The sequence below is a fragment of the Butyrivibrio sp. AE2032 genome, assembly GCF_000702965.1.
Genome location: NZ_JNLF01000005.1, coordinates 1,921,161 through 1,934,990, shown reverse-complemented (window position 1 = coordinate 1,934,990; position 13,830 = coordinate 1,921,161). Strand labels below are relative to the sequence as shown.

The 13,830-nt window shown below is 47.8% G+C and carries 9 protein-coding genes; 6 read left to right on the top strand and 3 right to left on the bottom strand.

What is annotated here, in order from left to right; genetic code table 11:
- Positions 1-79: 79 nt before the first annotated feature.
- From BO18_RS26060 to BO18_RS33645, 6 genes are all read left to right on the top strand, one after another.
- Complete coding sequence (locus tag BO18_RS26060; RefSeq protein ID WP_034450670.1) at positions 80-826, top strand: ABC transporter ATP-binding protein; 747 nt, start codon at positions 80-82, stop codon at positions 824-826.
- Entirely contained in the window at positions 826-2,466 is a 1,641-nt protein-coding gene (locus tag BO18_RS26055; RefSeq protein WP_034450667.1) for a putative ABC exporter domain-containing protein, read from the top strand. Before BO18_RS26060 ends, BO18_RS26055 begins: the two co-directional genes overlap by 1 nt.
- 797 nt (positions 2,467-3,263) lie before the next feature.
- Complete coding sequence (locus tag BO18_RS33650; protein ID WP_051689189.1) at positions 3,264-5,084, top strand: DNA-directed RNA polymerase subunit alpha C-terminal domain-containing protein; 1,821 nt, start codon at positions 3,264-3,266, stop codon at positions 5,082-5,084.
- A 321-nt stretch (positions 5,085-5,405) separates the two neighbouring features.
- On the top strand, positions 5,406-8,381 hold the full coding sequence (locus BO18_RS26045) for a leucine-rich repeat domain-containing protein (RefSeq protein WP_185752575.1): 2,976 nt from the start codon (positions 5,406-5,408) through the stop codon (positions 8,379-8,381).
- Positions 8,382-8,699: 318 nt separating this feature from the next.
- Positions 8,700-9,377: a flavodoxin gene (locus BO18_RS26040; RefSeq protein WP_051689188.1), complete on the top strand. Its 678-nt coding sequence runs from the start codon at positions 8,700-8,702 to the stop codon at positions 9,375-9,377.
- Between the two features lie 135 nt (positions 9,378-9,512).
- Positions 9,513-11,921, top strand: coding sequence for a leucine-rich repeat protein (locus BO18_RS33645; protein WP_051689187.1), 2,409 nt, complete (start codon positions 9,513-9,515; stop codon positions 11,919-11,921).
- 77 nt (positions 11,922-11,998) lie between these two features.
- Here the strand turns inward: BO18_RS33645 and ald are convergent, their stop codons facing one another.
- The 3 genes from ald to relB form a co-directional block, all read right to left on the bottom strand.
- Entirely contained in the window at positions 11,999-13,111 is a 1,113-nt protein-coding gene (gene ald / locus BO18_RS26030; RefSeq protein ID WP_034450661.1) for an alanine dehydrogenase, read from the bottom strand.
- A 93-nt stretch (positions 13,112-13,204) separates the two neighbouring features.
- Positions 13,205-13,474 carry a type II toxin-antitoxin system RelE family toxin gene (locus BO18_RS26025; protein WP_034450659.1) on the bottom strand — a complete coding sequence of 90 codons (270 nt, stop codon included), beginning with the start codon at positions 13,472-13,474 and terminating at the stop codon, positions 13,205-13,207.
- A complete protein-coding gene (gene relB, locus BO18_RS26020; RefSeq protein ID WP_034450657.1) occupies positions 13,471-13,692 on the bottom strand; it encodes a type II toxin-antitoxin system RelB family antitoxin in 222 nt (73 codons plus the stop codon). The genes BO18_RS26025 and relB overlap by 4 nt, the downstream gene beginning before the upstream one ends.
- Positions 13,693-13,830: the final 138 nt, after the last annotated feature.

Below are 13,830 nucleotides of genomic sequence, written 5' to 3'. Positions count from 1 at the left end.
GGTTCCGTTTTTCCTTGCAAAGGAGGTCTCCAAATGGCAAACTGTTATCGCTTTACGGATATATGGGGAGGTTAATTATATGCTGGAAGTAAAGAACGTAACCAAGCGTTACGGCAAGAATCTCGCGTGCAACGACGTATCTTTCACTCTGGAGCCGGGCTCTCTGACAGTCCTTCTGGGACCTAACGGCGCCGGCAAGAGTACGATCATAAAGTCCATCATCGGTTTCCTTAAATACGAAGGAACCATTACCGTCAACGGTATGCTGAACAAGTCCGTTGAGGCACGCAAAGTGCTGGGATACATCCCGGAGATGCCTTCGCTCTACCCTACACTCACGGTAGCGGAGCACATGGAGTTCATCGCAAGAGCCTATAAGCTCACAAATTACAAGGAACGCATCAACGAGCTCCTCGAGAGGTTCGAGCTCGACGACAAGCGCAAAAAGTTCGGCGACGAGCTTTCGAAAGGTATGCAGCAGAAGCTCAATCTCTGCCTCGGGCTCCTTCCCGATCCCGACATCATCCTTCTCGACGAACCCATGCTCGGCCTTGATCCCCATGCGATCAAGGAACTCAAGAACTACATCGAAGAGATGCGCAAAGCCGGAAAGACCCTGTTCATCAGTACTCACATCATCGACAGCGTCGATATGCTCTGGGACAGGACCATCATCATGCAGAACGGTCAGATCAAGGCTAACGTAACGAGAAGCGAGATCGAAGGCAGCGGCAAATCGCTCGAAGACCTCTTCTTCGAGGTTACGGAAGGCATCGAGAAAGATGCCGTAAGCGGCGGCAGCAAAGGCGATGAAGGAGAATCATAATGAGACTTTTTCTTTATTACGCCGCACACTCGCTCCTTAACACGCTCAAAAAGCTGTTAAAGACGTGGGTTGCCGTGATCCTTGTTATCACGCTCGCAGGCAGTATCGTCGGCGGCATCATCGGAATGGTCGCCGGAAAACTCATCGATAAGGCGGAAGAAACACATATCGAGGAGGAGGAGGAAGAGCATGAAGGGCTGGCCGAATTCATGGAGAAATACGGCCTCCAGCCCGAAAACGTGGTCGACATCGCGATCTCCGCGGTTTTCCTGTTTATTTTCGCAACCAACGTGATCAACTCAAAGAACTCGGGAAAGATCTTCCAGCCGGGAGATGTTACCATGTTGTTTGCCTCACCACTGAAACCGCAGTCGGTCATGTTATTCCGGCTTACGTGTTCTTTGGGGTCGTCGCTATTCGTGTCGCTCTTTGCACTGTTCCAGATCCCGAATCTTGTCTATAACGCGGGCTTCAGCGTATGGGGCGCTTTCTCCATAATCGTCGTTTACACGCTGATCCTCGTAATTAGCACGCTCATCCAGGTCGTCTTCTACACGATCACATCCAGGATGAAGAACGGCATCGCAAATATAAATAAATTCGTTATCGGATTATATGGCGCGATCGCACTCGGTTTTGTGGCTTATCTCACAATAAACAAGGTCGGTATCGTCCAGGGAATGTTCGGTTATTTCGCTAATCCCGCAACACACTGGATACCCGTCTGGGGATGGCTCAGAGGCATCTCCTACTACGCGGTAACAGGCGACACGGCCATGTCCCTCATCTATCTCGGACTTTTCGTCGTAGCCTGCATCTTTACGATCTTCTTTATCTGGAAGGTAAAGGCCGATTTCTACGAGGATGCCATGTTCGCGGCAGAGCGTAAGGCCGAGGCCATCGAAAACGCACAGCGCGCATCAAAGGGTGCCACGGTTACACGTGAGAAGGAGCGCAAGGGTTCTCTCGAACGCGAGGGTTTCCACTACGGAAGCGGCGCAAACGTATTCTTCTACAAGGCTGTATACAACCGCTTCAGGTTTGCCAAGTTCAAGATATTCTCCACCACCATGATCGTCTACACGATCGCCGCAGCCATTGCCGCTTTCCTGACCACCAAATACTATGAAGGTCCCGAGCCGTACTTTATCCCTGCGGTTGTCCTGGGCGTCATGGCCTTCTACAGAACTATCGGAGATCCTATCCGTGAAGACACTTCACGCGAATTCTTCATCCTGATCCCGGAAAAAGGCTATGCGAAGATCGTATATTCCCTCCTCGGGTGCATGGCAGTCAACGCGATCGACCTCATCGTCCCGATGATAATCGCAGCCGTAATACTGGGCAGCAATCCTCTTGCAGTCCTGCTCTGGCTCCTGTTCATCCTGTCGATAAGCTTCTTCGCTACGACAGTCGGAACGTTCATATCGCTCTCGATCCCCGTTCAGTCCGCCGAACAGCTCAAGACCATCCTGCAGATGATGTTCCTGTATTTCGGTCTTACACCGTCAGCGATAGTCGTTCTCGCAGGCGCATTCCTTCACCAGATGCTGATCGCCATAGCGATCGGAACGGTGATCAACTTCGCAACGGGGTTCCTCTTCTCACTGCTCCTGCCGCCGTTCCTTGGAAGGAAGTAAGCATTCAGGACTTATTAACGAATTGTTTTACGGCAGAGTTTCGGCTCTGCCGTATCTTTTGCAGAAACTTTTCTGTAAATGAATTCGGCAAAGATACGGCTATGTCTTATTTTTGCAGGATTTTTTCATGCTGATGCTCAAAAAATACGGCAAACGATTCGGCACTGCCGCATAAATGCCGAATAAAGAAGGTGCGGATCTGCCTCAACTGAATGTCTGGTCTTACCAGATTAAAACACGGCTAAAAACCCGGCATACGCCGTGCTTTTGACCGGGGTTTCTTCAAAATCTGAACAAAAGCAGGTTAAAACCTCGGCTGTAGCCGATGTTTTAGCCGGGGTTTTCAAAAAGCACTCGCGAAACATCCGGGGTTCAAAAGCAATCCTGACCGCCCGAGTTTTTAAGATTCTTAAACTTTTTCTTAAATTCCCCTTGAATTAACATAATACCTGAGGTACAATAACTCCACGCCCGAGAAATGGGCAAATTGAAAAGTCGTTATTTTGACACAGATCTGATGGCAGGGACAAGTCTGCTTTCAGACAGGTGTCAGAACAACGGCTTTTTTCGTTGTGCTGTCACCCCGTAACTTGACAACCAGATCCTCGTTTTTTAGAGGCGGACGGGCCACCGGTTAAGCCCTGCGATGATGTGTCGCCTGCATCGGCAAGGAGTTCAGATGCCGGCAGCAGATGACACGGAGCGGGCCAGGGAAAAAGTCCGGACTCGCGGGGATCGTTTTATTTCATTCAGTCCTAACAAATGGTTTTTCAATATCGAAAGGAAGGTGACAGCATATGTCAAAATCAATCAGAGTAAGTTACAGCAGGAAGATGGACATCCTCCCTGCAGGCAGGTATATGTATGATCTGGCCGACTATAGGCCGGCAAGTGAGAAGTTCATTAAGTATTCGGAGATACTGGACGGGGACGCGCCGCTGGGGATCCAGCTGGTACCTGAAGCCGGCGGTCACATCGACTGCTTTCTGATCGCCGGCAAGGAAACCATTCTGCCGGACGATGATCTGACCTGGATCTTCAAGGATGTGGCGGAAGTTGCTCCCGAAGCTCCGGCACCCGAGGACTTCTACGCCGAGGGACGCAGTATCTATACTTTTGTTCCGGATAAGAAACCGTCGGACAAATCAGCTCTTCAGATCAGTGAATATTATATAAGTGACCTTTTCAATGAGATGGCCGAAAAAGACATCATGTTCCTCATTGTCACAGGCAAGAAAGAGAGTTCTACGGAACTCCTATTGAGCGTCCGGGAAGAAATAACAGCCAAGCAGCGCATGCTTCTGTCGCTCATCTTCCCTTGTGGCTCGTTCAAACCCGCAGACTATGCGCCGGACGGATATAAGCCCGGGCGGGAACTCATCCTGTCCGTCCTCACATCCTCATTCCGCCAGCTGGCTTACAGGGTAAAAAGCGAGGAGTACAAAGCTGCCGTCAACGCCGCGGATGCGCTCGACGATTTCGACCTCATCGAGGATGACGACTTGGAATCCGACACATCATCTGACACATCGGAGGATAACGGAGAATGCGCCGCCGCGTCACCCAGCCCCGACTCGATCATCGAGGATATGGATTTCTGTGTCAGGACTTATAACTGCCTCAAGCGCGCAGGGATCAATACCGTTGCCGAGCTTCACGGTATGACCGAGGACGAGATAGCAGGAATCCGCAATATCGGCAAGAAAGGCATCGAAGAGGTCCGGGAGAAGCTGAAGCTGATCTACGGTGACTCTGAGGAGCAGCCCAAAGACGGCAACTCCTGTCTTGACCAGCTCGATGAACTGATCGGACTTGAAGACGTTAAGGAACAGGTCAGGCGCATCGCAGCTTTCGCCAGGATGAAAAAAGCCTTCGGCAAGGAGCAGGGTGACAAGCTCTCAATGTCGCTGAACATGGAATTCATCGGCAACCCTGGTACGGCAAAAACAACCGTCGCCAGGATCCTTGCAGGTATATTCCACGAGCTGGGACTCACCGAGAGCAATAAAGTTCTCGAAGCCGGACGTGCCGATCTCGTCGCCGAGTACACCGGACAGACCGCGGTAAAGGTAAAGAAGCTCTTCAAAGAGGCTCGCGGAAAAGTCCTCTTCATCGATGAAGCTTACTCCCTCACGGACGACCGCAAGAACAGCTTCGGTGATGAGGCCATAAACACCATCGTTCAAGAGATGGAGAATCACCGCGACGACACGATAGTCATCTTTGCAGGATATCCCGACAAGATGAGAGCATTCTTCGAGTGCAACCCCGGACTCCGCTCCCGTGTCCCCTTCTGCATCGAGTTCAAGGATTACGGAACTGATACTATGGTCAGCATCGCCGAGCTCGAAGCCTCAAGAAGAGGATTTACGGTTACTCCCGAGGCAAAAGAAAAGATGGTTTCTCTCTGCAAAGAGGCTCTGAAGTTCACTGATTCGGGCAACGGACGCTTCTGCCGCAACCTGATAGAGAACGCTATCCTCAACTTCGCTTCCAGGAACTACGGCCCCGATCTCAAAGAATCCGATGAGGTCCTCCCCATCCTTACTGCCGAAGACATCACGATGCCGCTCGGCATGAAGGAAACATCACCCGTAAGAAAATTCGGTTTTGTATAACAGGTAATCTTAAGGGCTGTTCCGTGACGGAGATCCGTTGCGGGACAGTCCTTTTTCGTTTGTGAGATAATGTTTATAAATAAAAATACATACCAGATGGGCCAGGTTTTGAATCCGCCCGGAAAGGATCTCCAACCCCCGGTCCACCTTCCGAAATAATACAAAACCGTTACATTATCCCGATAACATTACAAAACACCGTGAACAACGTGACATCTTTCATATAAGTGTGGTTTTTTGAAAATACCTTTTAATAATATAGGTTTAGATTATCCTCGCTCGGGGGAGGCTTTTGCATATCCCGAAGAAATGGAGTTTGTTATGAAGACAAAAAAGATCTGCAGTGCTTTGCTGTCGCTTGCGCTCTCTGCTGCCGTCATGCTGCCGGTGTGCGGGGTGAACGTCAGTGCGGATGTTATTGCTGACGGTACATGTGGCGACAACTTAACATGGACCCTTGATTACAATGATGTACTGACAATTAGCGGTCAGGGTGCTATGACAAATTTTTCTAGCAGTTCAATGCCTTGGAAAATTTACAAAAACAGCATAAAAAGTGTTGTTATACAAAATGGGGTAACATCTATCGGGGAAAATGCGTTTAATTCACATTCCGAATTGGAAAGTGTTTCATTGTCAGAAAGCATAACCAATATTGGAAGCAATTCCTTCTATGCCTGCGGATCACTTACTTCGTTAATGATTCCTGAAGGTGTAACTCGAATAGAATCATATGCATTTGCAAATTGTGAAAACATTACCAATGTAGTACTTCCAAGCACCATTGCTTATATTGGTGCAGAAGCGTTTTGGTGTTGCACAAGTGTAGATGAGGTCATTTGCTACGCTAATCCGGATAATTTGGAATGGGATGAAGAATCTTGTGATGATTTCAAAGCAAAGTCTGCCGGCAAGCCGGTAACAACATGTAAAGTCCAAGCTGAATATTGTGACGATTATAACAAAAAATTTGCTGGAAAAGTTAATGTTAATTTCGTTGGTTTTAATATTTCAAAAGCCAACGGAACCTGTGGCGATGACCTGACATGGGAATTAGACAACAGTAATGTGTTGACCATAACAGGAACAGGCAAAATGTATGACTATACTGCCTCATCTGCTCCTACTTGGGCTCAGTACAAAACAGATATAGTTAAAGTGAGAATTAATTCAGGTGCAACTTCCATAGGTAATAATGCATTTAACGGATGCACTTCTTTAGTAAGCATCGATATTCCTGAAGGTGTTGAAAGCATTGGTTATAATGCATTCCAGGATTGTACCTGTCTTACATCAATTGAACTTCCCACCAGTGTCTCGTCAATTGGAAATAGTGCTTTCAGCGGCTGTTCACAGTTGGAAGAAATTACTATTCCTGAAGGTGTAGTAAACATAGATTCAAATGCTTTTCTGGATTGCGGATCACTTACCACCTTCTCTATCCCGAGCACAGTAACAGACATCGGTGCTGACGCTTTTAAGGGATGTACAAGCGTAACGGAATTCGTTTGTAAAGCCGCACCTACACTTAACTGGACTGACAGCGGTTGTGATGATTTCCAGGCCGGAAAAGCAACAAAATGCAAAGTTGTAGACACAGCTGCTTTCAACGCCAAATTCGCCAAAGGTGACTCAACTGATATTAACGTTACATTTGAGGAGTACATTCTCGCCAGCGGTCAGTGTGGTGATAACGCAACCTGGTTGCTTAAAGGCAATGGCGTTCTGACCATAAGCGGAACCGGAGCTATGACGGACTATGAGAGTCAGTCAGCTTGGTATGATTACAGAGACCAGATTACCGGCATCGTTATCGAAAACGGAATTACATCCATTGGTAATAATGCATTCAGCAACTGCTACAAACCCAAAACAATAACCATCCCGGGAAGCGTTCAGAGAATTGGAGCCGGAGCATTCAGAAACTGTGGCTTTACATCCATATCCATTCCTGATGGAGTTAAGACTGTTGAGAATCAGGCATTTTACTATTGTGAATATCTGACAACATTAACTATGTCTGATAGTGTAACCACAATTGGAGAGGAAGCATTTTATAGTTGTTATCGTCTTGAAACAGTATATCTTTCCAATAAATTGACAAGTATCGGTCTCAAAGCATTTTATGGCGCTAATAACGTCGCAGATATTTACTTAAATGCTGATCCTACAAAACTTACTTGGATATGGGATAATGACTATTCTTATGATCATTTCAAAGATAACCGCGAGACCGTATGCCACGTTCCAGAAAATGCTCTTCCGTTCTATAACAGCAAGTTCAGTGATGTAAATGTAACTTTCCAAGGCGATCTTGATGACATAACTTATCTCGCCGGCAACTCAATAACTCTCGCTGACCAGATTGGTGTCAACTTCTTTGTAGGACTTAAAGATAAGATAGATCCTGCTGACGTTACCGTTTCTTTCACATGGGGATCAGGCATTGACGCAACAACTCAGGAATCATATGTACACAATGTAACAGGAACTCTCACAGCTGTTCAGGATCCTTCTACACACGGCGGTGCAGAATATGTTGCCACTTGTAGCGTTGCAGCACGTGCCATGACCGATACCGTCACAATGGAGATCAGGAACGGCAATAATGTGATCATTACCGGGGAGTGCCGCGTAGTCGATTATGCTGATGCACTCGCAAAACAAACAGGAAACCTGAACAACATGACCGAGATCAAGATCCACAGATTGCTCAAGGCAATGCTCAACTACGGAGCTGAATCTCAGAACTATTTCGGTTACAGGACAGATGACCTTGCCAATGCACCTAAATACCTTTCCAGCATACAGGAACCCGGCGGCTTCACAGATCTGCCGACAGTATCTGAATATATTGCTGCACAGAAAGCAGCGGCTCAGGGTTATGTCGACCAGTATGCAGCTCTTCCAATCAAGACTATCGGCACAGATCGTCCTGAACTCGGGATCAAATACAACAGTATGTCTGTTATCTGCACATCGCAGACAAAGGTAAGACTCTACTTCCAGGTTTCCGATGCGTCTAAGCTTAATGATCTGGTCATCAAAGATAACAATAATACGCTCGATATTTCGTTAAGAAAGAATGCGACAAGTCTGTACTATGTTGAGATTTCCGGAATAACTCCAGCCAGACTGTACGGTGGCATGCTTATCACCATCAACGGTACCGAATACAAATTCTACTATGAAGACTATATGGGCAAGTGCGTCGTATTGGGTAACAAGTTTGCAGACACTGCTGTTGCACTCGGTGCTTATTCTTACTTCGCAGACAAATACGTATACGGGGGGTGATACTTATGAATAATAAAGAAGAGTACAAAGATTTGGAATTTGAGATCATTACATTCGATGCCGGGGATCTTATCGTAACAAGCGGTGATCCCGTTGAGGATGAAGGACCCAATGTCGGATAAGCTGACCGTTCTTTCGGGACCGGGAATCATTCTAGAACATCGGGGGTTGTCTTCGGACAACCCCTTTCTCTTCCCTTCCAAATCTCAAATTTTCCCGCATTGAATTCCCCCCTTTTAACTTGGTATGATTTATATCGTTGTGGGGACAATTGCCTGATAAGAATCCGGGCAAGGATAATATAGGAGGATCCGCTGAATGCAACACCTGAAAAAGCTCTTCAGTCTGCTTTTGTGTCTGCCTGTAATGCTGGGCATCGCCGCATGCGGCAGAGGACAGGAATCATCCTCCGAAGAGATCGAAAAGGCAACTCCCGTTGAACAGACGAGCGACTCTGAGGAACTGCTCCTTGAGGAATCGTCGGAGATAGTCTCGACATTCATACCTGAGACAACCGTCGAAAGAGATTCCACTCTTGTTGTCGTATTTTCCGCCACAGGAACCACTAAAGGCATTGCCGAAAAGATCGCCGCCCAGACCGGCGCGGACCTTTATGAGATCACTGCTTTCGAGCCTTATACGGATGAGGACCGCGATTACAAGAACTCGGACAGCAGGTGCGCCATCGAACAGAATGACCCCACGATCCGTCCGCAGATAGGAAGCGAACCTCTTTCGCTGGACAGATATAAGACCATATACATCGGTTATCCGATCTGGTTCGGCGAAGAACCCAGGATAATGGATACTTTCGTTGAGAGCTATGACTTTACCGGGATCACCGTCATCCCCTTCTGCACTTCCGGCAGCAGCGGCATCGGTGAGAGCGGCCATAATCTCGCAGCGCTTGCAGGGAGCGGCAACTGGCTCGAAGGCGAGCGTTTCGGCGCCGATGCGACCGATGAAGAGATCTCGGCCTGGGTCGGAGCCTCCTGATACTTCTTTTTGGATTTCCTGCAAAAGTATAATTTATTATTGAGATGTTCGGTTTTTTCGAACATAATATACTCGTGTTGTTTGGAATATCCCAAACGCGGGAATTTAGGTATTTTTTTAACAAGGAGATTTTTCATGATTGGAAAAAAGATCTGGAGCGCCCCGCTCGCGCTCTCTGCCGCTTTGGTGACGGCAATGTTCTTCGGCGGCATCACCGTCTCGGCTGATGTCATTGACAGTGGAACGTGCGGAGAAAACCTGACCTGGACACTTGACAGCAATGGTAAGCTAACGATCAGCGGAACAGGTGACATGGTCCAGATGGATTATCACAAGACACCCTGGTATTCGCATAACTCGGAGATCGTTGACGTCGTGATCGGGAACGGAGTAACAAACATCAGTCAATATGCATTTGAGTTTTGTTCTCTGAGATCCGTAAGCATTCCAAACACGGTAACCAGCATTGGTTTCTATTCATTCCGTGAATGCGACAACCTTACTTCCGTGGATATTCCCGCAAGCGTCACGTTCATTGACGGAAGAGCTTTCGGCGACTGCGACAAGCTGGCATCGGTAACTATGCATGACGGAATAACGGAAATACCCGGTATGTGTTTCTATGACTGCGAATCACTTGTTTCGGTCAATATCCCGAATACTGTAACATATATCGGTGAAGAGGCTTTCAGGTCCTGTTATTCACTGACCTCCATCACCATTCCCGGGAAAGTAGAATCTATCGACCGGTTTGCATTTGACAGCTGCTACTATCTCTCATCTGTAACTCTTAATGAGGGAGTGAAGGAATTGGAATACGGCGTTTTCAAAGACTGCGCGAGCCTCCAATCTATAACATTGCCTGAGTCTCTGAAAGGCATTGGCGGCGAGGCATTCAATAGCACAGGACTTACTTCAGTCTTTATACCCACCGGAATTGAATGGCTCGGTGACGATGCTTTCGGGAACAATAAACAAATGACATCAGCTACCATTTGCTTCGGACCCGATGCTTCGATGGCCCGCGGCATGTTCGGCTCCTGCACCAAACTTGAGAAAGTGTTGATAGCCGGAAGTATAGATCATATCGGCTACGGCATGTTTTCGGGATGCAGCAGTCTTACGACGGTCAACATTCCCAAAAGCGTAACTTCTATCTACGACTATGCTTTCTCCGGATGCAGCTCACTCGAGTCAGTAATCCTTCCTGAAGGCTTAACGGAAATACGAAGATATGCGTTCGATTCCTGCACAAGCCTCAAGTCCATAGAGATACCGTCTAGTGTTACCAGTATCGGAAGCGGTGCTTTTTCGAAAACAGGCCTTACATCTGTCGTCCTTCCGGGAAAGATATCATACATGGACAGCTATGTTTTCGGTGAATGCGCAGATCTTGAATCCGTAACTATCACAAACGGCGTTACCATGATCGGAGATTATGCCTTCTACGTTTGCGGAAAGCTTACTTCGGTCAGCATTCCTTCCAGCGTAAAGAGCATAGGATGCTGTGCTTTTGAAGAAAGCGGCCTTGTTTCGGTCACTATACCCGGAAGTGTCGATACCATCTATGAAAGAACTTTTGCTTATTGCGATGATCTTAAAACAGTAATTATAAAGCCAGGTGTAAAAACCATTGAAACCGCTGCATTTGGCGATGACGAAAGCCTTGAGACGGTAACTCTTCCCTCAACGGTCACCACTATCGCAAATGACGCTTTCTATTACAATATCTCTCTTAAGGCAGTTTACTATCAAGGAAAAGAAGAACAGTTCAACAGCATCACGGTAGTCCCCGGCGAAAGCTATGCCATATACGGAGTTTTCGGCGATGCCGAGATCAAGTTTGATGCCCCGCCTGAAACCGGCTGGGTCAAAGACGGCGAATACTGGCAGTATTACGACGAAGAAGGTATTCCGGTCAAAGAACAATGGATCAGCGAGAACAATAAATGGTATTACATCAACGAGTCCGGTTATATGACTACCGGATTAGCCGAGATCGGAAATGACACATACTATTTCAAGTCCAACGGCGTAATGCTGACAGGCTGGCTCCAACTTGACCAGGACTGGTATTACTTCAACACAAACGGAAAGATAGTCACAGGCTGGAAGCAGGTCAGCGGCAAGTGGTACTATTTCGATCCCGAAAACTGCAGCATGCTCACAGGCTGGCAGCAGCTCGACGGCAAGTGGTATTACTTCAATAACGGCGGCGACATGGTCACAGGCTGGAAAGAGATCGGCGGCAAGTGGTATTTCTTCAATAACGGCGGCGACATGGTCACGGGCTGGAAAGAAGTCGGCGGCAAGTGGTATTTCTTTAACACCAACGGAAGCATGGCGACCGGATGGAAACAGTCAGGCGGAAAGTGGTATTATCTCGACCCCAAGAACGGCGACATGGTCACGGGCTGGCTTAAGCTCGGCAACAACTGGTACTATCTGAAGTCTTCCGGCGAGATGGCCACAGGCAAGCTCGAGATAGACGGCAGGATGAGCGAATTCAACAGCTCAGGCGTCTGGCTCGGATATGTAAAGTAATAATCCGAAAAGTCAACACTTAAAAAGCGGCAGCCCGGTAAAGGACTGCCGCTTTAATATTGTCTTATCAGCTCAAATCAGATGAGTGTAGCAAGGTCCGTGTACTCACAGTCCAAAGCCAGAGCAACATTCTTGTTGACGATCTTGCCGTCGTAGCAGTTGACACCTGCAGCGATGGCATTGTTTGCCTTTGCAGCTTCCTCAAGTCCTGAACCTGCGATCTGGAGACCGTAACGGAGCGTGGCATTCGTGAGAGCGATCGTGGATGTTCTCGGAACGGAACCGGGCATGTTGCCTACGCAGTAGTGAACGACACCGTCTTCAACGAAGATAGGATCGTCGTGTGTCGTGACACGGGAAGATTCACCGCATCCGCCCTGGTCGATCGCTACGTCTACGAATACCGCACCGTTCTTCATTTCGGGCAGATACTTGCGCTTGAAGAGCTTGGGCGTGGAACCGCCGGGGATGAGTACGGAACCGATTACGAGGTCGGCATCCCTTACTGCTCTCTCAACATTTGAATCGTTGGAAACAAGAGTCTGGATGTGTGAACCGAATCTGTTATCGAGTTCTTCGAGTCTCTTGAGATTTACATCGAGGATCGTTACGTTAGCGCCCATACCGACTGCGATCTTGCATGCGTTCATGCCGACCGTACCGCCGCCGAGGATAACGACATTGGCTTTAGGTGTACCGGGAACGCCTGCCAGTAGGATGCCCTCGCCGCCGAACTTCTTCTCTAAGTACTTTGCGCCTTCCTGAATGGAGAGACGGCCTGCAATCTGTGACATGGGAGCAAGGCACGGTAAAGATCCGTCCTTCTCCTGGATGGTCTCATAAGCAACTGCCTTTACCTTGCCGGCGAGAAGAGCCTCTGTCTGCTCTTTGTCTGCCGCGAGGTGGAGATAAGTGTAAAGGATAAGACCTTCCTTGAAGAGCGGGTACTCTTCCGGAAGCGGCTCTTTTACCTTGACCATCATGTCAACGAGAGCCCATACTTCGGCCGCATTGTCGATGAGCGACGCACCGGCATCGATGTATTCGTTGTCAGTAAAGCCCGATCCGACGCCTGCGCCCTTTTCCATATAGACATGGTGGCCGGCAGCGACATAGGCTTTGACATTGTCGGGTGTGAGTCCCACACGGAACTCATTGTTCTTGATCTCTTTTACGCATCCGATCTTCATTTTTTATATTCCTCCCAATTTAATAGTCCGCTGTCACAGCGGACATCTCACATTATAAAGCATCTTTGCAGATTTTCGGAACTTCAGAAGGGGTCAGTTCTCATAGATATCGCGTGGATGACCTATGCAAATGACGAGTACCCGCACTTTATCATCCTCTATCTGGGCAAGTATCCGGTAATCACCTACCCTATATCTCCATTGACCCTTAAGGTCAGCTGAAAGAGCTTTTCCGTGAATGCGCGGATTATCGCAGTTCTCAATATTCTTTCTCAGCCAGCCGATTATAAGCGCGGCAACCGGAGGATCCATTTTTTTCAGATCCTTCAGCGCCGCCTTTGCAAACTCAACATGATATCTCATTTAAGTCCCAGCTCCTTTTCAACTTCTTCAAGAGAAAAAGCAGCCGGGTCTTTCTCATATTTCTTCATTGCTTCTTCATAGCATTTGAGATCGTATTCATCTTCTATCTTCTCGATGACAGCCTGACGGAACAGGTCAGACACACTTATGTTATGAAGCGTGCAATATATTTTTATTAACTTTGCTTCCTCATCGTTCAATCTGATCGAAACTGACATAATAGTCACCGCCTTTTCTGTAATACATTGTAGTACGTTGTATTACATTGTATTACAGGATTTGTCAGTTATCAATGCAGAAAAAGGCCCAAACCAATGATTAACACTGTTACAGCCCTTATGTTATATGGCTTTGAA